This is a genomic window from Bradyrhizobium sp. CCBAU 53340 (genome assembly GCF_015291645.1).
Taxonomy (GTDB): domain Bacteria; phylum Pseudomonadota; class Alphaproteobacteria; order Rhizobiales; family Xanthobacteraceae; genus Bradyrhizobium.
This window is the reverse complement of record NZ_CP030055.1, coordinates 7,479,085-7,504,755: the sequence shown is the minus strand read 5'-3', so window position 1 is coordinate 7,504,755 and position 25,671 is coordinate 7,479,085. Positions and strand designations below refer to the sequence as shown.

Here is a 25,671-nt window from a genome sequence, read left to right as displayed (position 1 = left end):
CGGCGGATAGACGTGTGTCCCTCAAAACATCTCGAAATATTCGCGATGCTCCCAGTCGGTCACCTCGGCCAGGAAGCGGTCGATTTCGGCGTTCTTGATATGGGTATAATAGTCGACGAACTCCGCACCGAATTTTTCGCGGAAGAACGGATCGTCCTTCAGCGCCGAGACCGCATCGCGCAAGCTCTTCGGCAGCAGCGGTGCCTTGGTCTCGTAGGGCGTGTCGGCGGAGGGGCCGGGATCGAGCTTGCGGTCGACGCCGTCCAGCCCTGAGAGAATCTGGGCTGCCATGTAGAGATAGGGATTGGCGGCAGGCTCGCCGACGCGGTTTTCCAGGCGCGAGGCGGCATCGCCCGCGCCGCCGAGCACGCGGATCATCACGCCTCTGTTGTCGCGGCCCCAGATCGCGCGGTCGGGTGCCAGCGAATAGGAGCGGTAACGCTTGTAGCCGTTGATGGTCGGAGTGGTGAACACGGTGGCGGCACGGGCGTGATCGAGCAGGCCGGCGAGGTAGAAGCGGCCGAAATCGCTGAGCGGCTGGCCGGCTTCTTTCGCCATGAACAGATTCTCGCCGCTCGCGCGCGAGACGATCGACTGATGCAGGTGCCAGCCGCTGGCGAACAGGTTCGGTAGCTTCGGCCGGCACATGAAGGTGGCGTGGTAGCCATGCCGGCGCGCGATCTGCTTCACGGCGCTCCGAAACAGCACCATGTTGTCGGCGGCCTCCAGGCCCTTCCTGGGCGCGAAGGTGAATTCGCACTGGCTCGGCCCGAACTCGACCTCGACGGAGCGCAGCGGCAGTCCGAGCGCGACGATGTCGCGGCGCAGGATCTCCAGCACCGGCTCCATCTGATCAAAACGCTGCTCGGTGAGGTATTGATAGCCGTGGGAGAGCAGGCTCACCGAGGGCGGCGTGCCCGGCTGTCCCGCGTCCTCGGCGCGCATATGCGGATCGTCGAGCTTGAAGATGTGGAATTCGACTTCGAGCCCTGCGACGAAATCGTGGCCGCGGCGGCCGAGCTCGTCCAGCACTTTGCGATAGAGCCCGCGGGTTGCGAACGGCACCGGGCGGCCATCATTGAAATGGAGATCGCACAGCACCCACCCCGTCGCCGGCGCCCAGGGCAAGATGCGAAAGGTGGTGGGATCGGCGACCATCAGCACGTCGGCCGCGCCTTCCATCTCCTTCATGCCGAAGCCGCCGCCCGATGTGAACACCGGAAACACCGTGCGGTGCGAGGTGTCCTTGGCCAGCATGGTGGTGGTGATGGAGCAGCCGCTTTCCAGCGAAGCGATCGCTTCGGTGGCGATGATGGTCTTGCCGCGCAAGATGCCGTGCTGGTCGGGGAAGGCGAGGCGGATGACTTCGAGGTTCTTGTCCTCGACGAGACGGCGCATGCGCGCGGCCGCGTCCTTCTGCTCATCCGACCACAACGCATGACGCGCGACGAAAGTCACGTTGCTACTCCCTCACTGCCATAGGGTGGGCAAAGCGCAGTGTGCCCACGATCTGTATCCATCACGGAGAAACGGTGGGCACGGCGCTTTGCGCCTTTGCCCACCCTACGGGAGCGGTGCACGCTCGTCACTCCGCGGCCGTCAGCCGATGCACCTTGCCTTCGATCTCTTTCGGCACCGGCGCGGTCCACGGCGCGCCGCGGCGGCGCTTGACGTCGACTTCCATCCAGTAGGTCTCCCAGCCCCGCGTCGGCCCGATGCCGTCCATGGTCGCCGGTCCCTGGATGCTGCGCGCATTGGCCTCGTCCAGAAACAGCATTGGCTTCTCGCCGCCCTGGACCTTCTCGATCTCCTGCCGCAGCAGGCGACGATATTGCACGATCGCCTTGTCGCTCGAGCCGAGATGTTCCTTGGTGCGGTCCTGGATCGCGCCCATCGATTCCACCGCCCATTGGTCGTGGACGTTGATGTCGTTGCCCATGCCGGTATAGGTCGCGGTCTGCTGCTCGTGCGGATCGAAGCCGTAATCGTTGGCTTTGTTCTTGCGCGAGACGTAGTCCGGCAGCTCATAGAGCTCGAGCCGCTGGTCGCGCATCTTCTTCTTGTCGACCGGGTTCGAATAGCTGGTGAAGATCGCGTACCAGTAGCAGTTCTCGTCATCGACCGGGACGTGCCACTGCGTGATCGTCATCTCCGTGCTCATCGGGATGACGAAGCCGTGCGGGAACAGCTGGTTGGTGACGCGCACATGCGTCCGCTCCTCGTCGATCTCGCGCAGCGCGATCAGCCGCAGGCCGTATTCGGTGTGCTCGACATTGATGATCGGACGGTCGTATTCGCGCAGGATCTTCGTCATCGGCAGGTCAGAGCCGGCTGAGGCGCCGCGAAACTGCTTGCCATAGGCGGTCGACGTATCCTCGTCCTCGAAGAAGCGATGCAGATAGGAGGCGTGCGCGGGATCGATGCCGACCTCGAGCGCCTGCAGCCAGTTGCAGGCCATGTGGCCCTTGAAGGCGAATGTGTGCGTGCCCGGTGCGATGAAGCAGTCGATCTCCGGAAATGCCGGCGGCTCGCCTTCGCCGAGATAGGCCCACAGGATGCCGCTCCTCTCGACCACAGGATAAGAGCGCTGACGGATATTCTGGCAGAGCTTTGAATCCTTCGGCTCGGCCGGCGTCTCGATGCACTGGCCTGATGCGTCGAACAGCCAGCCGTGGAAGGCGCAGCGCAGGCCTCCATGCTCGAGCCGGCCGAAGGCGAGGTCGGCGCCGCGATGCGCGCAGCGGCGATCGATCAGGCCGTAACGCCCGGTCTCGTCACGAAACAGCACCAGGTTTTCGCCAAGCAATTTGACGGGGCGGATCGGCCGCGCGCCTTCGAGCTCATCCACCAGCGCCGCCGGCTGCCAGTAGCTCCGCATCAGCTTGCCGCAGGGATCTTTCGGCCCGGTGCGGGTGATCAGGTCGTTCTGCTCCTGGCTCATCATGGCGGTCGCGTCTTTTTTTTGGAGGGGCGTTTTGTTCGCCTATTGAACGAATGGGCGAATTATGACATGCCTTGAACCGGCAGCAAGCACTATTTTGCAGATGAGCCGGACCCGATGCCCAAGCTGAAGCGAAGCGAGAACGACGAGCGCGCGACGGATTTCGTCGAAGCCCTCGATCGCGGCCTGCGTCTCTTGCAGTGCTTCGGCACCAATGCGGGTCCGATGACGCTGAGCGATCTCGCCCGCGCCGCCGAGCTGCCCCGCGCCACGGCGCGGCGGATGCTGTTCACGCTCCAGCGCGGCGGTTTTGTTAGTGGCGACGGAAAACTGTTCTCGCTGACGCCGCATGTGCTGACGCTGGCGGCGTCGTACCTGCGCTCCAACCAGCTCGTCGCGGTGCTCCAACCGGTGCTCGATCGCGTTGCAACTGCGGCGAACGAGATCTCCTCGCTGGCGGTGCTTGACGCTAGCGACGTCGTGTTTGTCGCCCGCAGCAGCCCGGCGCGGATGTTCTCCGGTGGCCTCGAGATCGGCTACCGCCTGCCGGCGTTTTGCACCTCGGTCGGCCGTGCCATGCTCGGCCAGTTCGATGAGGCCGATCTCGTGGCGCGCCTCAAGGCGATGAGGCGCGAGGTGCTGACGCCGCAGACGGTCACCGATCCGAAGACGCTGCTCGGGCGCATCGCGGCCGACCGCGCGCGGGGCTATTCGCTGGTCGATCGCGAGGCCGAGCCGCATTTCCGTTCGATTTCGGTGCCGGTGCGCCGTTACGACGGTGTGATCGTCGCCGCCATCAACATGGGCGCCCATGTCGACCGCGTGCCGGCGCAGGAATTGATCGACCGCTTCCTGCCGCTGCTGCGCGAGGGCGCGGAGTCGGTGCGATTGCAGCTTCTGTAGCTGCGTTCCCGTCGCCCCGAAACCGGTGCTATAATGGATGCAATCACAAGAGACCAGGGAGCACGCCATGCAACACACCATGGTTCCCAGTGATCGCGTGGAGCACGTTGCCGTCTACGGCCGCGACGGCACGAAACTCGGCACGATCGAACGACTGATGCTCGACAAGACGAGCGGAACGGTCGCCTACGCCGTGATCAAGACCGGCGGCCTGCTCGGCACTCATCACCATTATCCGGTGCAGTGGAGCGCGCTGAAATACGATCCGCACCGTCAGGCATTCCATGTCGAGGTGACGCTGGACGAGCTCAGCAGCGGCCCGTGCGAGTTCGATGGCGACGCGTTCGACTGGGGCGACCGCTCGCGGCCCTACCCGCATCCGCATTACTGGTCGGTTTAGCGCGCAAGACGGTCCGGCTGCCCGCAGTCTCGAACACGACCGGGTTCGAGCCATCGTCGCAGAGACGCGTCGGACGTGAATGCCTGGCTATCCGGCAAGCGGTTGTTCGCCGACCTTCGGCCAATAGGTTCCGAAGCTCCAGAGGCCGCCCTCGGGATCGCGCGCGGCGAAATCGCGGCTGCCATAATCGGTGTTGTAGGGCTCCATTTCGATTTGTGCGCCAGCGGCTTTCATTTTCTCGTAGAGCGCGTCGGGATCATCGACAGCCAGATAGACGGCATCCGTCCGGCGGCCGTCGATGTCGCCAACCCGCTTTGAGTAGGCATCGTCGCGATGCGCACCGAGCATGAGGATCGACGATCCAAATGCCAGTTCGGCATGAATGACCGTGCCGTCTTTGCGATACACCACGCGTTCGGCGAAGCCGAGGACGTTCTTCAGCCAGGCGATCATCGCCTCCGCGTCCTTGCAGCGCATGGTGTGGTACAGGCGCGGCGCTTCATAGCCATTCTGCTGGTTCATGACATTCTCCAGGAATGATTCTGCAAACGATCCAGGTCTTTTGCAGCGCCAACCCTAGTTCGGATCGCGCCAGCCGCGCTTGAATAAATGGGACCAGGCGCTATCCGCCGCCGTCCCGCATCAGGCGTGGATCCGCAACATCGAGCCGCGCGGCCCATCCGGTCGGCGTCTCGCCGCTGAATATTCGGAAGTCGCGGGCAAGATGCGCCTGGTCGGCGTAGCCGGCATCTGCGGCGACGGCTGCCCAGCCGCCGGTCCCGTCCGCGCGGGCCAGTGAACAGGCCCGATGAAAGCGCAGCATCTGGGCCATTGTCTTCGGCGGCACGCCGATCTCGTTGTGGAAGCGGCGCGCCAGATGCTTGCGGCTCCAGCCAATGTCGGAGGCAAGCCGGGTGATCCTGACCGCGCCTGCCCGTCGCCAGAGCGTATCGAGGGCGAAGGCGATCGCCGGCGAAGGCTCATGCACAGCGCGACGAAGCACGAAGTCTTCCACGATCTCAAATCGTCGCCGCCATCCGATCGCCTCGGCAACCCTGGCGCGGAGGTTCTCGCCATCCCGTCCCAGAACGTCGTCCAGGCCGACCATGCGCGCGGTCAGATCCGGCACCGCGCCTCCGAGGAAGCGATACGCTCCAAGCGGGGTGAAATCGACCTGGACGCATTCGGCGCGGCCGTCGGATTCGATGAGGACCGGTCCGGGAAAGAGACCAGCTGCGAAGCTCGGCTGAGCGTCGGCACCATCCGGTTTGCGCCCAAGTGCAATGCGGAAGGGCGTCCCCAAATTCACGAGAAGCGGCAGCGCAAGCGGCGCCGCGTGCCGGAAGCCGGCCAGCCCGACGCCGCGCTCGCGATAGAACGAGATGCCGGAGACCAGCCGCGCCAGGCGTGGCGAGGCGGGCCGACGGATGACATCAGGGTTTGCGGCGGCGTCCATCGGTCGCAACATAGCGCCGCAATGATGCCCCTCCAAGGGCACGGCGCGCCCCGCCTTGCCCGTGGGGTGACTAGTGATTGCGCATCCAGTCGGCGAGGCCCGATATCGCCTTGTCGAGGTCCTGCCGCGCGACGCTATCCGTCACGGTCTCCTCCATCGCACCGCGCATGCAAAGCAGCCAGGCGTCGCGCTCGGCATCGCCGATGGCAAAGCCGATGTGGCGCTGGCGCAGCCGCGGATGACCCTTCTGGGGGGTATAGAGGCGCGGCCCGCCGGTCCATTCGGTGAGATAGCGCTTCAGCACGTCCCTGATCAGGCCGAGGTCATCCGCATGCATGGCGCGGATCACCTTCGCCTCCGGCAACGTGTCCATGCGCTCGTAGAAGCGGTCGACCAGACGGTCGATCGTGGCGCTGCCGCCGATCCGTTCGAACATGGAGATGGTGACGTCGCTGGAAGTCATCGCTACAGCGCCACGCTGCGCAGCCCGAAGCTGCGCGCTTCGTTCTGCAGCACCGGCCGCACCGCATCGATCAGCCTTGCCGCCGCTGCATCGACGCTCAGTCCCGCCGTATCCACCACGGCCGCCGCGCGCGAATACAGCGGCTCGCGGCTGAGCAGGATGTTGCGCAGCTCGGCCATCGCGGAGCGATCGTCGGCCATCGGGCGCAGATCGCCCTGGCGGCGGACGCGGGCCATATGCTCTTCCGGCTCGGCCTTCAGCCAGATCGTGTAGAACGAGGTCAGGATCTGGTCGAAGGTCAGCGGCTCCGACACGATGCCGCCGCCGGTCGCCAGCACCATCAGCTCGTTGCGCGCGAGCAGCTGCTGCAGCGCCGCCTGCTCCATGCGGCGAAAGCCTTCCTGGCCGTAGAGCGCGATAATCTCGGCGACCGAGAGACCGTTTTGTTGCTCGACTTCCTTGTTGAGCTCGACGAAGCTCCAGCCGATCTTCTTCGCCAGCATCCGCCCGAGCGTCGATTTGCCGGCGCCGCGCAGGCCGATCAGCGCGATGCCGCAGAACGGCGCGCGTTGCGACGCGGAGGCACTGCCCCCAGTGAGCAGATCCTTGGCCTGCGCGATCTGCGCGGGCGTTGCCTTGCGCAACAGGTCGCGAAACATCTGCCAGTCCGGCGTCGGATCGGCGGAGGGGAGCAGGTCCTCCAGATGCGCGCCCATCGCATCCGAGACGCGGCGCAAGAGCACGATGGAGACATTGCCCTTGCCGCTCTCGAGCTGCGCGATGTAGCGCTCCGAAATTCCTGATACCTTGGCGAGAACCTTGCGCGACATGCCGCGCAACGCGCGCATGGTGCGCACGCGCTGGCCGAGCTGTTCGAGAAAGCGGGATTCGGCGTCGGGACTGTCGGTCATGAGCCTTCTTTACAGGGGTCCTGCGGCGCGTTTTAATGAAACATAGTGCCAGATAGCATTGACAGCAAGCTGTCGCAGTGTCTTTCTATGAATTATAATTCTAAATTCGGGGGAGACGACCGTGAGCGAGGGATCCTACAACGCGGTGACCTGGCTGCTCGACCGTAACGTCGAGGAGGGCAGGGGAGGCAAGCTCGCCTTCGACGACACCGTCTCGCGGCTCACCTATGGCGAGCTCCAGCAACGGACCCGCCGCGCCGCCAACATGCTGCGCAGGCTCGGCGTCCGCCGCGAGGAACGCGTGGCGATGATCATGCTAGATACGATCGATTTCCCGATCGTGTTCCTGGGCGCGATCCGCGCCGGCGTCGTGCCGGTGCCGCTCAATACGCTGCTGACCGCGGATCAATACGCCTACATCCTCGCCGACTGCCGCGCGCGCGTGCTGTTCGTGTCCGAGGCGCTCTACCCTGTCATCAAGGACGTCGTCGGCCGCATGCCTGACCTCGAGCATGTCGTCGTGTCTGGCGCCAAGCAGAACGGTCACAAGCAGCTCGCCGAGGAAATCGCCGGCGAGAGCGACCAGTTCACGACCGCCGCGACGCATCCGGACGAGCCGGCGTTCTGGCTGTATTCGTCGGGCTCGACCGGCATGCCCAAAGGCGTGCGTCACATCCATTCGAATTTGCAGGCCACCGCCGATACCTACGCCAAGCAGGTGCTCGGCATCCGCGAGAGCGACGTTTGTCTCTCCGCGGCAAAACTGTTCTTCGCCTATGGCCTCGGCAATGCGCTGACCTTCCCGATGTCGGTCGGTGCCAGCGTGATCCTCAACAGCGAGCGTCCGACGCCGGCGCGCATGTTCGACCTGATGAACCGCTACAATCCGTCGATCTTCTACGGCGTGCCGACGCTGTTCGCCGCGATGCTCAACGACGAGACGATGAAGACCGAGCGCTGTGGCAAGTCCTTGCGCATCTGCACCTCGGCCGGCGAGGCGCTCCCCGAGTCCGTCGGCAACAGCTGGAAGGCGCGCTTCGGTGTCGACATCCTTGATGGCGTCGGCTCGACCGAGCTGCTGCACATCTTTCTCTCGAACGCGCCCGGCGACATCAAATACGGTTCATCAGGCAAGCCGGTGCCGGGCTATGCGGTGCGGCTCGTCAACGAGGCCGGGCAGGACGTGGCCGACGGCGAGGTCGGCGAACTCCTGGTCGATGCGCCTTCCGCCGGCGAGGGCTACTGGAATCAGCGCCACAAGAGCCGACGCACCTTTGAAGGCCCGTGGACGCGTACCGGTGACAAATATGTTCGCGATACGGATGGTCGCTACACCTTCTGCGGTCGTGCCGATGACATGTTCAAGGTCTCCGGCATCTGGGTCTCGCCTTTCGAGGTCGAAAGCGCGCTGATCACACATCCCGCCGTGCTGGAAGCTGCCGTCGTGCCCGAGGCCGATCCGGAAGGCCTGCTGAAGCCAAAGGCCTTCGTCGTGCTGCGCCCGGGCGCGAAGACGAGCGATTTGCAGGAGATGCTGAAGGAGCACGTCAAGCAGAAGATCGGCCCGTGGAAATATCCGCGCTGGATCGACGTGGTCGACTCGCTGCCGAAGACCGCGACGGGGAAGATCCAGCGGTTCAAGCTGCGCGAGGGCACGAATTGAGGATGCAGGCAGGCTCGCTTTCTTACCCTCCCCTGGAGGGGGAGGGTCGGCACGCGATCGCGCGCAGCGAGATTGTGTGACGGGGTGGGGTGATCTCTCCACACGGGCACTGTTCGTCGCGGAGAGACCGTTACCCACCCCGCTTCACATCTCGCGGCGCTCGCTGTGAATCGACCCTCCCCCCTCGAGGGGAGGGTCGGCATCTCGGCATTGGCTAGGAATGAGAATTCGACCATGACCAACCTCACCCCCACCGGTTTCCTCAGCGTCAACGGCGCCAGCCTCGAATACATCTGGCTCGCGCCCGCGTCCGCCGATGCACCCACCATCGTCATGCTGCATGAAGGCCTCGGCTCCGTCGGTCTGTGGGGTGACTTCCCCGAGAAGCTTCAGCAGGCCACCGGCGCCGGCATCTTCGCCTATTCGCGCGCGGGCTACGGCCAGTCGTCTCAGGTCACCCTGCCGCGGCCGCTCGATTACATGCACCGCGAGGCGCTGGACGTGCTGCCGAAGGTGCTCGACGCGATTCCCTTCAAGCGCGGCCTGCTGCTCGGCCACTCCGATGGCGGCTCGATTGCGACGATTTACGCCGGTTCGCATCAGGATCATCGCCTGCAAGGCATCGCGCTGATCGCGCCGCATTTCATCGTCGAGGACATCTCGGTGAGATCGATCGCCGCGATCAAGACAACCTATGAGACCACAGATCTCAAGGCCAAGCTCGCGCGCTGGCACAAGGACGTCGACAACGCCTTCTACGGCTGGAACGGCGCCTGGCTCGATCCGAAATTCCGTGACTGGGACATCTCGGAATATCTGGCCTACATCCGCGTGCCGGTCATGGTGGTGCAAGGCGCGGATGACCAGTACGGGACGCTACGCCAGGTCGAGATCGCGCAGCAGGAATGTTACTGCCCGGTCGACGTGAAAATCATTCCCGGTGCCGGGCATTCCCCGCATCGTGAAGCGCCGGGGGTGACGCTGGAGGCGGTCGAGCAATTTGCAAAGGCCGCCCTGCGAGACGATCGCGGGCTTCAGGCGGCATGATCCTTGGGCGCCCGTGTGCGGGCAGTCGCCTAGATGAAGCAAAGTGCATATAGAACCCAGATTTGGGCTAGACGTATTGAATAAGATGCACTATTGTGCATCAAGCGTTAGAAACCAAGACGAGCTCAAGGGTGGCCCATGGCCGGGGAAGATCGGCGCCTCGCAGGCGGCGCGACATTCATCGATTTCCAGACCGAACCGTCCCGCTACAAGCATTGGAAGCTCGCGGTCGACGGTGACGTTGCGACACTCACCATGGACGTCGACGAGAACGGCGGGCTGTTCGAGGGCTATCTGCTCAAGCTCAATTCCTACGATCTCGGCGTCGACATCGAGCTGGCCGACGCGGTGCAGCGGCTGCGTTTCGAGCATCCTGAAGTGAAGGTCGTGGTGATGCGCTCGGCCAAGAGCCGCGTGTTCTGCGCCGGCGCCAACATCCGCATGCTCGCAGGCTCGACCCATGCCCACAAGGTCAACTTCTGCAAGTTCACCAACGAGACCCGCAACGGCATGGAAGACTCGTCCGAGAATTCCGGCCAGCGCTTCATCACGGTGGTGAACGGCTCCGCCGCCGGCGGCGGCTACGAGCTGGCTCTCGCGACCGATCACATCATCCTCGCCGACGACGGCTCGTCCGCCGTCGCCTTGCCCGAAGTGCCGCTGCTCGCTGTGCTGCCGGGCACCGGCGGTCTCACCCGCGTCGTCGACAAGCGCAAGGTGCGCCGCGACCACGCCGATTTCTTCTGCACCATCGAGGAAGGCGTGAAGGGCAAGCGCGCCGTGCAGTGGCGTCTCGTCGACGAGATCGCGCCGAACTCCAAGTTAGAGGCCAGGATCGCCGAGCGCGCCAAGGAATTTGCAGGCAAATCGAAGCGCGCCGGCAGCGGCAAGGGCATCGCGCTGACGCCGCTCAAGCGCGTCATCGACAAGACCAGCATCCGCTATGGCTTCGTCACGGTCGATATCGACCGCGCCGCGCGCATCGCCACCATCTCGATCAAGGCGCCGGAAACGGCGCCGCCCGCCGACATTGACGGCATGATGGCGCAGGGCGCCTCGTTCTGGCCGCTCCAGGTCGCGCGCGAGCTCGACGACGCCATCCTGCATTTGCGCATCAACGAGCTCGAGATCGCGATGCTCGTCTTCAAGAGCCATGGCGCCCGCGCCCATGTGCTCGCCAGCGATGCCTTCCTTGAGGCCAACAAGGCGCACTGGCTGGTCAACGAAATCAGGCATTACTGGAAGCGCGTGCTCAAGCGCATCGACGTCACCTCGCGCACGCTGGTGACGCTGGTCGAGCCCGGCTCGTGCTTTGCCGGCACGCTGGCCGAGCTCGTCTTCGCCGCCGACCGCTCCTACATGCTGATCGGCACCCGCCAGGGCGACAATCAGCCGCCGCCGTCGATCGAATTGTCGGCGATGAATTTCGGTCCGTACCCGATGAGCCACGGTCTGACGCGATTGGAATCGCGCTTCCAGGCCGATCCAGCCGATGTGGAGCGGGCGGAAGCCACGCTCGGCACCGCGCTCGATGCCGAGCAGGCCGAAGAGCTCGGCCTCGTCACCTTCGCGCTCGACGACATCGATTGGGACGACGAGGTCCGCGTGTTCCTGGAGGAGCGCGCCAGCTTCTCGCCCGACAGCCTCACCGGCATGGAAGCCAGCCTGCGCTTCGTTGGCCCCGAGACGATGGAATCAAAGATCTTCGCGCGCCTCACCGCCTGGCAGAACTGGATCTTCCAGCGCCCGAATGCGGTCGGCGAAGAAGGCGCGCTGCGCCGCTACGGCAGCGGCCAGAAGCCGAAATTCGATATGACGCGGGTCTAGCTTTTCGTGTCCCGGGCGCGCTGCGGCACGACGTGCCGCTGCGCAGAACCGGGACCCAGAACGGAACAGGCAATGGGTCCCGGCTCTGCAGCGCACCGCTTCGCGCCACGCAGCGTCCGGACAAGAGACCAAGGAGCACGGCCATGAACATGAACATCATGAACGTCGACTACTCGACCAAGATTCCGAACAACGTCAATCTCGCCGAAGACCGCCAGGTGCTGAAGGCGCTGGAAGGCTGGCATCCCGGCTACATGGATTGGTGGAGCGACATGGGGCCGGAAGGCTTCCAGGAATCGCTGGTCTATTTGCGCACCGCCTATTCCGTCGATCCGCGCGGCTGGGCCAAGTTCGACTACGTGCGCATGCCCGAATATCGCTGGGGCATTCTGCTTGCGCCGCAGGAAGAGAACCGCGTCGTTCCCTTCGGCGAGCATTATGGCGAGCCCGCCTGGCAGGAGGTCCCGGGCGAACATCGCGCCATGCTGCGCCGACTGATCGTGATCCAGGGCGACACCGAGCCGGCTTCGGTCGAGCAGCAGCGCCATCTCGGCAAGACCGCGCCTTCGCTCTACGACATGCGCAATTTGTTCCAGGTCAATGTCGAGGAAGGCCGTCACCTCTGGGCGATGGTGTACCTGCTGCAGAAATATTTCGGCCGCGACGGCCGCGAGGAAGCCGACGATTTGCTCCGCCGTCGCTCCGGCGATGCCGATGCGCCGCGCATGCTCGGCGCCTTCAACGAGGCGACGCCGGACTGGCTGTCCTTCTTTATGTTCACCTACTTCACCGACCGCGACGGCAAGATGCAGCTGCACTCACTGGCGCAGTCGGGCTTCGATCCGCTGTCGCGCACCTGCCGCTTCATGCTGACCGAGGAAGCGCATCACATGTTCGTGGGCGAGACCGGCATCACCCGCGTCGTGCAGCGTACCTGCGATGCGATGAGGGCGGCCGGCATCACCGATCCGACCGATATCGCGAAAGTCCGCGCGCTCGGCGTCATCGACCTGCCGACGATCCAGAAGAAGCTGAACCTGCACTACACGCTGTCGCTCGACCTGTTCGGCTCGGAGGTCTCGACCAACGCCGCCAACGCCTTCAATGCCGGCATCAAGGGCCGCTATCACGAGACCCAGATCGAGGACGATCACCAGCTCAAGAACTCCACCTACCCGGTGCTCAAGCTGATCAACGGCGAGGTCAAGCTGGTCGACGAGCCTGCGCTGACCGCGCTCAACATGCGCCTGCGCGACGATTACAGCCAGGATTGCGTCAAGGGCATGCTGCGCTGGAACAAGGTGATCTCGACCGCCGGCTATGACTTCAAGCTGACGCTGCCGAATGTCGCCTTCCACCGCCATATCGGCGAGTTCAAGGACGTGCACGCGACGCCCGACGGCATTTTGATCGACGACGCGACCTGGGCCAGGCGCAAGGACGAGTGGCTGCCCTCGAAGAGCGACGGCGACTTCATCACCTCCCTGATGCAGCCCGTCACCGAGATCGGCCAGTTCGCCTCCTGGATCTCGCCGCCGAAAGTCGGCATCGACAACAAGCCCGGCGATTTCGAATATGTGAAGATCGAGTCGTAAGACCGCTATCGAGACGCCACGGCCGCGCCAAATACTCCAGTGTCGTCCCGGCGCAGGCCGGGACCCATAGCCACAGGGAGCAATTTGGCGAAGACCAGTCGTTCGATATTGATACCGACCGCAATCGACAGATTCCGCGGTATGGGTCCCGACCTGCGCCGGGACGACGCCGGAGTTTGACGCGGCTGCGCCGAACTCTGCCGCTCACCCCGCGATCTCCAGCCCCGCATTCGCGTAAACTACGCCGCCATCCACCGCGATGGTGTTGCCGACCACGTAATCGCCCGCACGCGAGGCGAGATAGATCGCAACGCCCGCCATGTCCTCGTCGGTGCCGATGCGCCGCGACGGAATGCGTTTTGCGACTTCGTCCGAATGGTCGCGCGCGGCGCGGTTCATGTCGGATTTGAACGCGCCCGGCGCGATCGCGGTGACGTTGATGTTGTCCTTGATCAGCTTCGTCGCCATGCGCCGCGTCAGATGGATCACCGCGGCCTTGCTCGCGGCGTAGGAATAGGTCTCGCTCGGATTGACGAAGATGCCGTCGACCGAGGCGATGTTGATGACCTTGGCCGGCCGCTCATGCGAGGCCGCCGCGCGCAACGGCTCGGCCAGCGCCTTGGTCAGGAAGAACAGCGACTTGACGTTGAGGTCCATCACCTTGTCCCAGCCGCTTTCGGGGAATTCGTCGAACTCGGCGCCCCAGGCTGCGCCCGCATTGTTGACGAGGATGTCGAGCTTCGGCTCCAGCTTGATGATTTCGCCGGCCAGCTTGTTGCAGCCTTCGACGGTGGAGATGTCGATCGGCAGTGCGATGCATTCCCCGTCATATTGTGCTGACAGCTCTTTCGCGGTGGCTTCGCAAGGCCCGGCCTTGCGCGCGGTGATATAGACCTTCGCCGCTCCGGCACCGAGGAATCCGGCCGCGATCATCTTGCCGATGCCGCGCGAGCCGCCGGTCACGAGAGCAATGCGGCCTTTGAGCGAAAACAGATCGTTGAACATGGTGCCTCCCTTGAGTTGGCGCTCGTTTTGAGCGCCGCGGGGAAGGGAGTCAACTCGGTGTCGTCCCGGCCCTCACCGGGACGATCATCAAGCTGCCGCGATCCGACGAAAGCCGTTCCACATCGCGGTCGCGGCGCCCGATGTCAGCACCGGCAGGATGCGCGCATCCTGGTAATTTCCGTTGAGCGAAACGCGCGGCAACGCGGTCATGTGATCGGCGTTCTCGGCAAACAGCATGCCGGGCCGTGTCGTCACCGCGGTCTTGAAGCCGGCGGATGCGGCCAGCGCGAATTCGCGCGTCCCTGCCGCTTCGCGGTCGCCATAGGGATAAGCGAGATGCAGCACCTCGCGCTCCAGCGCGTTCTCGATCCGCACCCGGCTCACCACCATCTCCTGCGCGGCGATCTCCTCGCTCTGCCTGGCGAGATTGCAATGGCTGATGGTGTGGGCGCCGATCGTCACGAGCGGATCGGAAGCAAGCCGTTTCACCTCGTCCCAGGACAGGCAGAGGCTGCGGCACAGCGCTTCCATATCGACGCCATGCGCAGCGCAGAGCGCCTCGATCTCGCGCTTGAGATCATGCTCGCCCGGCAGCGCGCGCAGCCAGTCATGCAGGCGATCGAACGCCGCCTGCTTTGCGGCCGGCGTCGATGCATCGAGCCGCAGCGCGGAGTGGCCCATTCTGACGTCGATCCGTTCGGCCTTGGCGATCACGGCCTCCAGCGCCGTCCACCACAGCCGTCCCTTGCCTTCGGCGAAGTCGCTGGCGACGTAGATGGTCGCGGGCGCGTCAAATTCGCGCAGCACCGGCAGGGCGTAGTCCCTGTTGTCGCGATAGCCGTCGTCGAGGGTGAAGGCCGCGAAGCGGCGGCCGAAGCGGCCCTGGACCAGCCGCTCGTGCAGCTCATCCATGCTGACGATATCGATCTCGCGCGCGCGCAGATGGCGCAAGGCCGCGCGCAGGAAGTCCGGGGTGACCTCCAGATGCCGATTCGGCCGGAACGCGCCCTCGCGGGCCGGCCGGACGTGGTGGAGCATGAAAATGGCGCCCACGCCCGCCAGCAGCGGGCGCAGCAGATGATGCGCCCCGCTGAAGTAGAGTGCCCCCAGCCCGGCGCGAATGACGTTGTTACGGAGTAGTCTCATGACCGGCCGGCCGACCCCTGGGCATTCCGCCCACAACTCTAGGGAATGACCCTTGAAGAAAAAGTTATTCCAATTGTCCACGAGCGGCCCCGGAAACGGCCCCATTTCCGGTTTGACAGCCTGCCAAGGGTTTGTTTTGTCTCCGGTTCCAGAGTTCGGGTCGTCGAATGCAGATGCTTTTCAGGTGGGCCAGCAAATGGTGGCCGGGGCTGATTCCCCTGGCCGTCATGTGGGGATTTGCGGCCTGGAATAATACCTTGCCTGTCGAGGCCGACTTGTCGGCCCGCAGCTCGGCCGCGCTCAAGGACACCGTTCTGGACAAGACCCGGATCGCGGTCGACGGCCGCGACGTCAGCCTGGCCGCGGATGCCTTCTCCGAGGAGGGTCGCCGTGACGCCGTGCTGACGGTCGAGATGGTTCCCGGCGTGCGGCTGGTCGACGACCAGACCCGCCTCGTTGCCGAAGCCAAGCCCTTCGTCTGGAATGCCGAGCGTGACGTCGTGCGTGTAACGCTGTCGGGCTCCGCGCCGCTGCCGTCGATGAAGGCACGGCTGACCGAGGCCGCGCGCAAGGAGGTGGCGGGGACGGAGGTTGCCGATCAGATGGGCCTGGCGCGTGGCGCGCCGCCGCGGTTCGAGGCGGCCGCGATGCTGCTGCTCGACCAGATCGGCAAGCTGAAGGACGGCAAGATCACGATATCAGACACCAACGTCAATCTGTCGGGCATGGCGCGCGACCTTGGCGGCCGCGAGGCGATTGCGGCCGCGCTGAAGAATCTGCCCGAAGGTTTTTCGGTCGCGGCCAACGATATCAAGGCGCCGCCTTACATCTTCCAGGCCTACAAGGATCCGGTCGCCGCCACCGTGACGCTGACCGGTTACGTGCCCGACAACAACGTCCACGCAGCGATCGCAAGCAGCGCGTCGCGAAAATTCTTCACCGAGAAAGTGGTCGACAACCTCAAGGCCAGCATCGGCGCGCCCGGCTCGTTCAACACCGCCGTGATCGCAGCGCTCGGCGCGCTGTCGCGGCTGTCGACCGGCACGCTTGTGGTCTCGGATCGCGAGGTCAAGCTGTCGGGCGATGCGCTGTACGAAGGCGCGGCCAATGACATCCGCGCCGGCCTCGGCAAGGATTTTCCGAAAAACTGGCAATACAAGCCCGAAATCACCGTGAAGCCCGCCGCCGGGCCGGTCGACGGCACCGTCTGCCAGCAATTGTTCTCGGAGCTGCTGGCCAAGGGCAAGATCCGCTTCGCCACCAAGCGTGCCGACATCGACCCCGACTCCGCCGGCATCCTCGATCATCTGATCGAGACGGCGCTGCGCTGCCCGACCACCAATATCGAGGTCGCCGGCCACACCGATTCCGACGGCGAGGATTCCTACAACCAGGCGCTGTCCGAAAAGCGCGCCCAGGCGGTGATTGACTATCTGGTCAAGGCCGGGCTGCCGGCGGATCGTTTCTCCGCGATCGGCTATGGCTCGACGCAGCCCGTCGCCGGCAACGACACCGACGACGGCAAGGCGCAAAACCGCCGCATCGAATTTCTGGTGAGGTGATGATGCCCTATCTCGTCTCGTTCCATATGGGCTGGCTGATCGGCTCGGTCCTGCTTGGCTTCTGCATGGGCTGGATCTCCGTGGTCCAGCGCGGCAACGGCACTTCGAAAGTCACCGCGCGCTGGCTCGCGGCGCTCGTCGCAGGCCTGGTCGCAGCTTCGCTCGCCCATGTCGTCCCGGGCCGCTTCGGCTACTGGCTCGATCTCGGCCTGATCATGTTTGCTTGCTACCTCGTCGGCTGCACCGTCGGGGCATGCCTGCGCTATTGGGTGGTCTCGCGCACCCAGCCCGCGGCCTGATCTGTCGTCCAAAAGTTTTCTAACTGGTTGGGGGATCATCCGGAGGCCATCGGTCGCTTCGTCGCCGGCTGGATCGCCGGCATCGAGGCGGTGCGTCCGCAGCTTGCAGCCGGAGAAGGCCGCTACCTCCGAGTAGTATGTTTCGCGCGGCCGGCCCCAGTGGACGGCCGCGCGTCTGCGCTTTGCCATGTCATGTCGCGGTGCACCCTGATGACGCGAAGCAAGGCCCGGGCCGCGCGTTGCCGCAGCCGCCGGCGCGGTGGACCTCTTTCAACAGCCGGATGCGGTCCATAGATTGATTTCGACTTAAGCCGTGACGGAACATTGTCCGGTCGAAATCATCAAAACTTCACGGCGTCTGCGCAGGATTGCCGTGGAGATTCGCGTCAAGTCTTGCCGCCGAAAGCGCCAAATCGTGCATCAGGAGCCTGCAGCCTGCCTAAAACATTGAAGGCACGTGATTTTGTTCACATTGGCGAATTCCACTCCGCCGCAAAACGCGCTACTGGAGGGGCGGGGGGCATGCGCGATGCCAGAGCCGGCGGCGAGGGGTCGTCGAATGCCTGTGCGTCATTCGCCTGTTCGCCGGCCACCCTGGCCGCTGAAGCGTTATTCGAGGTCTAGATGCTGGAAGCCATACGCAGGGCGATGACGTTTCTGCGCCAGAAGCAAATCCTGCATAAGCTTGGAGTTGTGATCAGCGTCGCGGTCATCGGCATCGCTTGCTATGTGCTCTACCACATGCTGCGCGGCATCGACATGAACGAGGTGATCGAGGCGATCAAGAGCACCGAGCCGAGCCAGATCGGGATGGCGGCGCTGTTCGTCACCGCAGGCTATTTCACGCTGACCTTCTACGATTGGTTCGCCGTGCGCGCGATCGGTCATGCCCACGTGCCCTATCGCATCAACGCACTCGCCGCCTTCACCAGCTATTCGATCGGCCACAATGTCGGCGCATCCGTCTTCACCGGCGGCGCGGTACGCTATCGCATCTATTCGGCCTACGGCCTCAACGCGATCGACGTCGCAAAGATCTGCTTTCTCGCCGGTCTCACCTTCTGGCTCGGCAACGCCGCGGTGCTCGGTCTCGGCATTTCCTATCATCCGGAGGCGGCCGCCTCGATCGATCTGCTGCCACCCTGGCTGAACCGCACGCTGGCGATGATGATCCTTGCTGGGCTGGTCGGCTATGTGGTCTGGGTCTGGACCCAGGCGCGGGTGGTCGGACGCGGACCCTGGACCGTGGTGCTGCCCGGCGGCCCGCTGACGCTGCTCCAGATCGCCATCGGCATCATCGATCTCGGTTTCTGCGCGCTTGCGATGTATGTGCTGGTTCCTGACGAGCCCAATCTCGGCTTCGTCGTCGTCGCTGTCATTTTCGTCTCGGCGACGCTGCTCGGCTTCGCCAGCCATTCGCCTGGCGGGCTCGGGGTGTTCGACGCCGCCATGCTGGTTGGCCTCTGGCAGATGGATCGCGAGGAACTGCTCGGCGGCATGCTGCTGTTCCGGGTCCTCTATTATCTCTCCCCTTTCGTCATCTCTGTAATCTTGCTGACGTTTCGCGAGGTTATCATCGGCGCCCGATCGAAGCGCCTGCAGCAGGCGGCGCTCAAGCTCGATCCAGGTCCACCGCCTGAAGCCGCTTATGTGAGAAAGCGCAGCGACAGCGGCGCCTGACCGGCGCAAGCTCTAGGAGAAGTCCGCCCCGATGGCGATCGACGCCCCATCTTCTCCCCCCGCCCAGCCCTGGTCCGACCGGCTGCGGCACTCGACGATCATCCTGATCGCTGCTGCGCTGGCGCTGTCGATCGTGGTCTCGCTCGGCGAATTGGCGGCGCTGCACGCCGCGATCATATTTCTCAGTATCGCGGCCGCCGCGCTGATCCCCTGGCGGCTGCATGATACCGCCGCCTCGCGCGAGGACGTCAGGCGCGTCAATCCGGTCGAGAGTGCCGCTGTGGCCGCCGTCGTCGCCGGGATGCCGGATCCGGCGGTGCTGCTCGACCGCGCCGGCCGCGTCATCCACCTCAATACCGCCGCCGCCCAGCTCGCGCCGGCGCTGCGCAAGAACGAGCTCGCCCAGTTCGCGCTCCGCTCGCCGGAGATCATCACGGCGCTGCGCGAGTCCATTGCCACCACGGAGCCGCGGCGCGCGACCTATCTCGACCATGTTCCGGTCGATCGCTGGATGGAGCTGATCATCACCCCGGTGCCGGTGCCGACCAATTTCGGCGGCGCCGACAAATGCATGCTGATGACCTTCCACGACCAGACGCCGCTGCGCCGGGTCGAGGAGATGCGCGCCGATTTCGTCGCCAATGCCAGCCACGAATTGCGCACGCCGCTGGCGGCCCTCTCCGGCTTCATCGACACGCTCCAGGGCCAGGCCAAGGACGATCCCAAGGCGCGCGAGCGTTTCCTCGGCATCATGCACAATCAGGCCACCCGCATGGCACGCCTGATCGACGATCTGCTCTCGTTGTCGCGGGTCGAGCTGTCGGCCCATGTGCGGCCCGACACCCTGGTCGACCTTCTGCCGATCATCTTCCAGGTCGCCGACGGGCTTGAGCCGCTGGCGCGCGAGCGCCAGGTCGAGGTCGAGACCCATTTGCCTGACGGCCCGGTCATGATCGCCGGCGACCGCGAGGAGCTGCTCCGCCTGTTCGAAAACCTGATCGAAAACGCGCTCAAATACGGCGCCTCCGGCGGGCGCGTCATCGTCTCGCTGACTCTGCCGACGCCTGCCGATGCGAGTCAGGAAATCCGGGTCATGGTGCGGGATTTCGGACCCGGCATCGCACCCGAGCACCTGCCGCGCCTGACCGAGCGGTTCTACCGGGTTGATGTCGGCGACAGCCGCTCCCAGGGTGGAACCGGCCTCGGATTATCGCTGGTGAAACATATTCTTAACCGTCACCGCGGCCGTCTTTTGATCGAAAGCGTGCCCAAACAGGGCGCGACTTTCACCGCCTGTTTTCCCCCGGCTAAGACTTTAGTTTAAGCCATAAAAGCAAGCGATTTCAATCGCTTGCATCTGTCATCCGACTGTCACGAAACCTTCGTAAAAGCTCAGCCGACCGCTCCTAAAGGGGCGGCACGGGGAGCGCGATCGGGCGCGAATGGCGCTTCGCTCCCCTGTATGGAGACCAGCATGAATTTCCTCAAGACCATCGTCGCTGCCGGCTTGGTCGCCGCAACGACGACGACGGCGTTTGCCGCCGACATCACCGGTGCCGGCTCGACCTTCATTTTCCCCGTCCTCTCCAAGTGGGCGGATGCTTACAAAAAGGAGTCGGGCAACGGCGTTAACTACCAGTCGATCGGCTCCGGCGCTGGCATCAAGCAGATCCAGGCCAAGACCGTGACCTTCGGCGCGACCGACGCTCCGTTGAAGGCGGATCAGCTCCAGAAGGACGGCTTTGCCCAGTGGCCGATGGTCATGGGCGGTATCGTCCCGGTCGTTAACATCGAAGGCATCAAGGCCGGCGAGATCGTCCTCGACGGCGCCACCCTCGCCGACATCTTCGTCGGCAAGATCACCAAGTGGGACGACGCTGCGATCAAGAAGCTGAACCCGAATGCCAAGCTGCCGTCGGAAGCGATCTCGGTCGTTCACCGCGCGGACGGTTCGGGCACCACCTTCAACTTCACCAACTATCTCTCCAAGACCAGCGCCGACTGGAAGAGCAAGGTCGGTGAAGGCACCGCCGTCGAGTGGCCGGTTGGCGTCGGCGCCAAGGGCAACGAAGGCGTTGCCGGCAATATCGCCCAGACCAAGAATTCGATCGGTTATGTCGAATACGCCTATGCCAAGCAGAACAAGCTGACCTACACCAAGATGGTCAACAAGGCCGGCAAGACCGTCGACGCGACCAACGAGGCGTTCCAGGCCGCCGCGTCCAACGCCGACTGGACCAGCGCTCCGGGCTACTACCTGATCCTCACCGACCAGCCCGGCGACAAGTCCTGGCCGATCGTCGCGACGACCTTCGTGCTGATGCACAAGGAAGCCGTCGACAAGGCTGCATCGCAGGAAGCGCTGAAGTTCTTCAAGTTCGCCTTCGAAAAGGGTGCGAAGTCCGCCGAAGAGCTCGACTACATCCCGATGCCCGACAACGTCGTGAAGCTGATCGAGAAGACCTGGTCGGCTGACATCAAGAGCTAAGCTCCTTGCTCCCGGGACGCGGTGCGACCTCCATGGCCGCATCGCGGACCGCGCGGCTTCTCGGCCCCGGATCAGTATCGCGCTCTATCCGGGGCGCGAGACCAAACAAGAACGTATATTATTGGTACAGGGGATCGGCGTGGCAGAGATGGCTGTTCAGAGCGATGTAATCGACGACGCCGGACCGTATGACCGCGCCAAGGCCTTGAGCGCGTTCAAGCTCGGCGATGTCACGTTCTACTGGATCACGCGCCTCAGCGCGATTTCGGTCCTTCTCATTCTCGGCGGCATCATCATCTCGCTGATCATTGGCGCCGTCCCGGCGATGAAGGAATACGGCTTCGCGTTCCTGTGGACGCAGCGCTGGGCCCCGTCGGCGGATCCGCCCGTGCTCGGCGCGCTCGGACCGATGTACGGCACGCTCGTCACCTCCTTCATCGCCATGCTGATCGCCATTCCCGTCGGGATCGGCATCGCGATCTTCCTCACCGAACTCTGCCCGCAATGGCTGCGCCGCCCGATCGGCATGGCGGTCGAGCTGCTCGCCGGCATTCCCTCGATCATCTACGGCATGTGGGGCTTCTTCGTGCTGGGCCCGTTCCTGGCCAACACCTTCCAGCCCTTCATGATCAAGATCTTCGACGGCATCCCCGTGCTGGGCGCGATCTTCGCAGGTCCCCCGTCCTATCTCAGCTTGTTCAACGCCGCGCTGATCCTCGCCATCATGGTGCTGCCCTTCATCACCTCGATCTCGGTCGACGTGTTCAAGACGGTGCCGCCGGTGCTCAAGGAAGCGGCTTACGGCGTCGGCTGCACCACCTGGGAGGTCGTGCGCAGCGTCGTGATCCCCTACACCCGCGTCGGCATCATCGGCGGCGTCATGCTGGCGCTGGGCCGCGCCCTCGGCGAGACCATGGCGGTGACCTTCATCATCGGCAACTCGTTCCGCATCTCGTCGTCGATCTTCGCGCCGGGCACCACGATCTCGGCGGCGATCGCGTCCGAATTCGCCGAGAGCGACGGCCTGCACCAGTCCGGCCTGATCCTGCTCGGCCTGTTGCTGTTCGTGTTGACGTTCTTCGTGCTCGCCGGCGCGCGGCTGATGCTGCTGCGTCTGGAAAAGAAGGCGGGGAAGTGACATGAACCCGATTTACGCACGCCGCCGCCGCAAGGATATCGTCGTCCGCGGGCTCTGCATCGGTGCCGCCGCCTTCGGCGTCACCTGGCTCGCGCTGATCCTGCTCACGCTGCTCTACAACGGCCTCGCCGGCCTCAACCTCGACCTGTTCGTCGCGGATACCCCGCCTCCGGGCTCGACCGAAGGCGGCCTGCGCAACGCCATTGTCGGCTCGCTGATCATGACCGTGATCGGCGTCGGTGTCGGCGCGCCGCTCGGCCTGTTCGCCGGCACCTATCTCGCCGAATACGGTCGCAACGACAAGCTGACCTCGGTGATCCGCTTCATCAACGACATCCTGCTGTCGGCGCCCTCGATCATCATCGGCCTGTTCATCTACGGCGCGGTGGTGGTGCCGATGCGCGGCTTCTCGGCGATCGCAGGCTCGCTGGCGCTTGCCGTCATCGTCATCCCGGTGGTGCTACGCACGACCGAGGACATGCTGCTCTTGGTGCCGAACGCACTGCGTGAGGCGGCGTCCGCGCTCGGCCTGCCGCGCTCGCTGGTGATCAAGCGGATCGCCTATCGTGCGGCCCGATCGGGCCTCATCACCGGCGTGCTGCTCGCCACCGCCCGCGTCGCCGGCGAGACGGCGCCGCTGCTGTTCACTGCGCTGTCGAACCAGTTCTTCAGCCTCGGCCTGAACAAGACGATGGCGAACCTGCCCGTGACCATCAACAATTTCGTGCAGAGCCCCTACGCTTATTGGAAGCAACTCGCCTGGAGCGGCGCCCTGCTGATCACGCTCACTGTGCTTGCCCTGAACATTGGCGCCCGCATCCTCGGTGCCGAGAGGACCGCAAAATGACCGACCTGTCCGTATCCGTGAGCTCCAACGCTCACCTCGCCGCGCAGCAGCCGCTGCCCGAAGCGCCAGCCAAGGTGACGGTGCGCAACCTCAACTTCTATTACGGCGAGCACCACGCGCTGAAGAACATCAATCTGACGCTCGGCACCAACCGCGTCACCGCCTTCATCGGCCCGTCCGGCTGCGGCAAGTCGACCCTGCTGCGCATCTTCAATCGGATGTATGATCTCTATCCGGGCCAGCGCGCTAGCGGTCAGCTGATGCTCGATCAGACCAACATTCTCGATCCCAAGCTCGACCTCAACCTGCTGCGCGCCCGCGTCGGTATGGTATTCCAGAAGCCGACGCCGTTCCCGATGACGATCTACGAGAACATCGCCTTCGGCATCCGGCTCTATGAGAAGATCTCGAAATCCGAGATGGACGACCGCGTCGAGAAGGCGCTGCGCGGCGGCGCGCTGTGGAACGAGGTCAAGGACAAGCTCAATGCCTCCGGCCTGTCGCTCTCCGGCGGCCAGCAGCAGCGCCTCTGCATCGCCCGCACCGTCGCGGTGCGGCCCGAGGTGATCCTGTTCGACGAGCCGTGCTCGGCGCTCGACCCGATCTCGACCGCCAAGGTCGAGGAGCTGATCCAGGAGCTGTCCGAGAACTACACGATCGCGATCGTCACCCACAACATGCAGCAGGCGGCGCGCGTCTCCGACAAGACTGCCTTCATGTATCTCGGCGAGCTGATCGAGTTCGACGACACCAGCAAGATCTTCACGTCGCCGTCCGACCGGCGCACGCAGGATTACATCACCGGCCGGTTCGGCTGAGGAGACAGGACATGGGTTCTGAACATACCGCAAAAGCCTTCGACACCGACCTCCAGGAGCTCACCCGCCTGGTCGCCGAGATGGGCGGCATCGCCGAGCGCATGATCGTCGATTCCGTCGACGCGCTGATCCGCCGCGATGTCGCGCTCGGCCAGCGCGTCGTTACCATCGACGCCGAGCTCGACGCGCTGCAGAAGAAGATCGAGGAGCGCGCCGTGCTGACCATCGCGCGCCGCCAGCCGATGGCGGTCGATCTGCGCGAGATCGTCGGCGCCATGCGCGTTGCGACCGATCTCGAACGGATCGGCGACCTCGCCAAGAACATGGGCAAGCGCGTCGCGGCGCTGGAGACGGATTTCCATCCGCTCAAGCTGTTCCGCGGCCTGGAGCACATGACCGACCTCGTGCAGCAGCAGGTCAAGTCGGTGCTGGACGCCTATGCCGCGCACGATCTGCCGGCGGCGATGGCGGTGTGGAAGGGCGACGAGGAAGTCGACGCCATCTGCACCTCGCTGTTCCGCGAGCTCCTCACCTACATGATGGAGGATCCGCGCAACATCTCATTCTGCATCCATCTGATGTTCTGCGCCAAGAACATCGAGCGGATCGGCGACCATGCCACCAACATCGCCGAGACGGTGTTCTACATGATCGAAGGCCAGGCCATCACCGACAAGCGGCCGAAGGGCGACATGACGACCTTCGCCACCACGGTCCCGAATACTTAAGGAGCGACGAGCCCATGGGCGCACGCATTATGGTTGTTGAGGACGAGGAAGCTCTCACCGAGCTTCTCCGCTACAACCTCGAGGGCGACGGCTATGACGTCGAGACGGTGATGCGCGGCGACGACGCCGACACCCGCCTCAAGGAGCACATCCCCGATCTGATCGTGCTCGACTGGATGCTGCCGGGGCTCTCGGGCATCGAGCTGTGCCGCCGGCTGCGGACCCGGTCCGACACCAAGCAGCTGCCGATTATCATGCTCACCGCGCGCGGCGAGGAGAGCGAGCGGGTGCGGGGACTTGCCACCGGCGCCGACGATTACATCGTCAAGCCGTTCTCGGTGCCCGAGCTGCTCGCCCGCGTGAAGGGCCTCTTGCGGCGCGCCAGCCCCGAGCGGCTCGCCACCGTGCTCGCTTTCGGCGACATCGAGCTCGACCGCGAAAAGCGCCGCGTGGCGCGCTCGGGCCGGCCGATCGATCTCGGCCCGACCGAATACCGCCTGCTGGAGTTCTTCCTCGAACATCCGGGCCGCGTGTTCTCGCGCGAGCAGCTGCTCGACAGCGTCTGGGGCCGCGACATCTATATCGACGAGCGCACCGTGGACGTCCATATCGGCCGCCTGCGCAAGCTGCTCAATCTCGGCCGCGAGCAGGATCCGATCCGCACCGTCCGCGGTGCCGGCTATGCGCTCGACGATCGCTTTGCCAAGGCAGAGCAGACGTCAAGCTAGCGGCACTCATGCCAAACAAAAAAGCG

24 protein-coding genes are annotated in these 25,671 nt (G+C 64.4%); 16 read left to right on the top strand and 8 right to left on the bottom strand.

Translation table 11 applies throughout. The features are described from left to right. Positions 1–21: 21 nt before the first annotated feature. Positions 22–1,458, bottom strand: coding sequence for a glutamine synthetase family protein (locus XH89_RS35595; RefSeq protein WP_194464931.1), 1,437 nt, complete (start codon positions 1,456–1,458; stop codon positions 22–24). 127 nt (positions 1,459–1,585) lie between these two features. Then, positions 1,586–2,944: an aromatic ring-hydroxylating dioxygenase subunit alpha gene (locus tag XH89_RS35590; RefSeq protein WP_194464930.1), complete on the bottom strand. Its 1,359-nt coding sequence runs from the start codon at positions 2,942–2,944 to the stop codon at positions 1,586–1,588. Between the two features lie 114 nt (positions 2,945–3,058). Here XH89_RS35590 and XH89_RS35585 point away from each other — a divergent pair, with 114 nt between their 5' ends. Both XH89_RS35585 and XH89_RS35580 read left to right on the top strand, forming a co-directional pair. Continuing rightward, positions 3,059–3,844: an IclR family transcriptional regulator C-terminal domain-containing protein gene (locus XH89_RS35585; RefSeq protein WP_194464929.1), complete on the top strand. Its 786-nt coding sequence runs from the start codon at positions 3,059–3,061 to the stop codon at positions 3,842–3,844. A 67-nt stretch (positions 3,845–3,911) separates the two neighbouring features. After that, on the top strand, positions 3,912–4,244 hold the full coding sequence (locus XH89_RS35580; protein ID WP_194464928.1) for a PRC-barrel domain-containing protein: 333 nt from the start codon (positions 3,912–3,914) through the stop codon (positions 4,242–4,244). Between the two features lie 87 nt (positions 4,245–4,331). Here the strand turns inward: XH89_RS35580 and XH89_RS35575 are convergent, their stop codons facing one another. From XH89_RS35575 to XH89_RS35560, 4 genes are all read right to left on the bottom strand, one after another. Beyond that, a complete protein-coding gene (locus tag XH89_RS35575; protein WP_194464927.1) occupies positions 4,332–4,766 on the bottom strand; it encodes a VOC family protein in 435 nt (144 codons plus the stop codon). 100 nt (positions 4,767–4,866) lie between these two features. Beyond that, positions 4,867–5,700, bottom strand: coding sequence for an AraC family transcriptional regulator (locus tag XH89_RS35570; RefSeq protein WP_194464926.1), 834 nt, complete (start codon positions 5,698–5,700; stop codon positions 4,867–4,869). Between the two features lie 70 nt (positions 5,701–5,770). Next, positions 5,771–6,163, bottom strand: coding sequence for a group II truncated hemoglobin (locus tag XH89_RS35565; protein WP_194464925.1), 393 nt, complete (start codon positions 6,161–6,163; stop codon positions 5,771–5,773). Between the two features lie 2 nt (positions 6,164–6,165). Further along, positions 6,166–7,074, bottom strand: a complete 909-nt coding sequence (locus tag XH89_RS35560) for a helix-turn-helix transcriptional regulator (RefSeq protein WP_194464924.1) — start codon at positions 7,072–7,074, stop codon at positions 6,166–6,168. A 121-nt stretch (positions 7,075–7,195) separates the two neighbouring features. On the opposite strand from XH89_RS35560, the gene XH89_RS35555 reads away from it, so the two are divergent. From XH89_RS35555 to boxB, 4 genes are all read left to right on the top strand, one after another. After that, positions 7,196–8,737: a benzoate-CoA ligase family protein gene (locus XH89_RS35555; RefSeq protein ID WP_194464923.1), complete on the top strand. Its 1,542-nt coding sequence runs from the start codon at positions 7,196–7,198 to the stop codon at positions 8,735–8,737. 234 nt (positions 8,738–8,971) lie between these two features. Further along, a complete protein-coding gene (locus XH89_RS35550; RefSeq protein WP_194464922.1) occupies positions 8,972–9,784 on the top strand; it encodes an alpha/beta fold hydrolase in 813 nt (270 codons plus the stop codon). A gap of 138 nt (positions 9,785–9,922) precedes the next feature. Continuing rightward, positions 9,923–11,611 (top strand): 2,3-epoxybenzoyl-CoA dihydrolase, encoded by a 1,689-nt coding sequence (boxC, locus tag XH89_RS35545; RefSeq protein ID WP_194464921.1) that lies wholly within the window; start codon positions 9,923–9,925, stop codon positions 11,609–11,611. A gap of 143 nt (positions 11,612–11,754) precedes the next feature. Further along, complete coding sequence (gene boxB, locus XH89_RS35540) at positions 11,755–13,206, top strand: benzoyl-CoA 2,3-epoxidase subunit BoxB (protein ID WP_194464920.1); 1,452 nt, start codon at positions 11,755–11,757, stop codon at positions 13,204–13,206. Between the two features lie 204 nt (positions 13,207–13,410). Here the strand turns inward: boxB and XH89_RS35535 are convergent, their stop codons facing one another. Together XH89_RS35535 and XH89_RS35530 are read right to left on the bottom strand one after the other, a co-directional pair. Then, complete coding sequence (locus XH89_RS35535) at positions 13,411–14,211, bottom strand: SDR family oxidoreductase (protein ID WP_194464919.1); 801 nt, start codon at positions 14,209–14,211, stop codon at positions 13,411–13,413. Between the two features lie 87 nt (positions 14,212–14,298). After that, positions 14,299–15,357: a polysaccharide deacetylase family protein gene (locus tag XH89_RS35530; protein ID WP_194464918.1), complete on the bottom strand. Its 1,059-nt coding sequence runs from the start codon at positions 15,355–15,357 to the stop codon at positions 14,299–14,301. A 167-nt stretch (positions 15,358–15,524) separates the two neighbouring features. Between XH89_RS35530 and XH89_RS35525 the strand changes: the two genes are divergently transcribed. The 10 genes from XH89_RS35525 to phoB all read left to right on the top strand — a co-directional run bounded on the left by XH89_RS35525 (position 15,525) and on the right by phoB (position 25,645). Beyond that, positions 15,525–16,919: an OmpA family protein gene (locus XH89_RS35525; protein ID WP_194464917.1), complete on the top strand. Its 1,395-nt coding sequence runs from the start codon at positions 15,525–15,527 to the stop codon at positions 16,917–16,919. Between the two features lie 2 nt (positions 16,920–16,921). Then, positions 16,922–17,218 (top strand): hypothetical protein, encoded by a 297-nt coding sequence (locus XH89_RS35520; RefSeq protein ID WP_194464916.1) that lies wholly within the window; start codon positions 16,922–16,924, stop codon positions 17,216–17,218. Between the two features lie 624 nt (positions 17,219–17,842). Then, positions 17,843–18,898, top strand: coding sequence for a lysylphosphatidylglycerol synthase domain-containing protein (locus XH89_RS35515; protein WP_194464915.1), 1,056 nt, complete (start codon positions 17,843–17,845; stop codon positions 18,896–18,898). A gap of 31 nt (positions 18,899–18,929) precedes the next feature. Further along, a complete protein-coding gene (locus tag XH89_RS35510) occupies positions 18,930–20,222 on the top strand; it encodes an ATP-binding protein (protein ID WP_194464914.1) in 1,293 nt (430 codons plus the stop codon). Positions 20,223–20,372: 150 nt separating this feature from the next. Continuing rightward, on the top strand, positions 20,373–21,386 hold the full coding sequence (gene pstS / locus XH89_RS35505; protein ID WP_194464913.1) for a phosphate ABC transporter substrate-binding protein PstS: 1,014 nt from the start codon (positions 20,373–20,375) through the stop codon (positions 21,384–21,386). Between the two features lie 148 nt (positions 21,387–21,534). Next, on the top strand, positions 21,535–22,524 hold the full coding sequence (pstC, locus tag XH89_RS35500; protein WP_194468727.1) for a phosphate ABC transporter permease subunit PstC: 990 nt from the start codon (positions 21,535–21,537) through the stop codon (positions 22,522–22,524). Position 22,525: 1 nt separating this feature from the next. Beyond that, complete coding sequence (pstA, locus tag XH89_RS35495; protein ID WP_194464912.1) at positions 22,526–23,371, top strand: phosphate ABC transporter permease PstA; 846 nt, start codon at positions 22,526–22,528, stop codon at positions 23,369–23,371. Beyond that, positions 23,368–24,189 carry a phosphate ABC transporter ATP-binding protein PstB gene (gene pstB / locus XH89_RS35490; RefSeq protein ID WP_194464911.1) on the top strand — a complete coding sequence of 274 codons (822 nt, stop codon included), beginning with the start codon at positions 23,368–23,370 and terminating at the stop codon, positions 24,187–24,189. Before pstA ends, pstB begins: the two co-directional genes overlap by 4 nt. 11 nt (positions 24,190–24,200) lie before the next feature. Next, complete coding sequence (phoU, locus tag XH89_RS35485; protein ID WP_028155152.1) at positions 24,201–24,917, top strand: phosphate signaling complex protein PhoU; 717 nt, start codon at positions 24,201–24,203, stop codon at positions 24,915–24,917. Positions 24,918–24,931: 14 nt separating this feature from the next. Further along, complete coding sequence (phoB, locus tag XH89_RS35480) at positions 24,932–25,645, top strand: phosphate regulon transcriptional regulator PhoB (RefSeq protein WP_057745196.1); 714 nt, start codon at positions 24,932–24,934, stop codon at positions 25,643–25,645. The last annotated feature ends 26 nt before the right edge of the window (positions 25,646–25,671 follow it).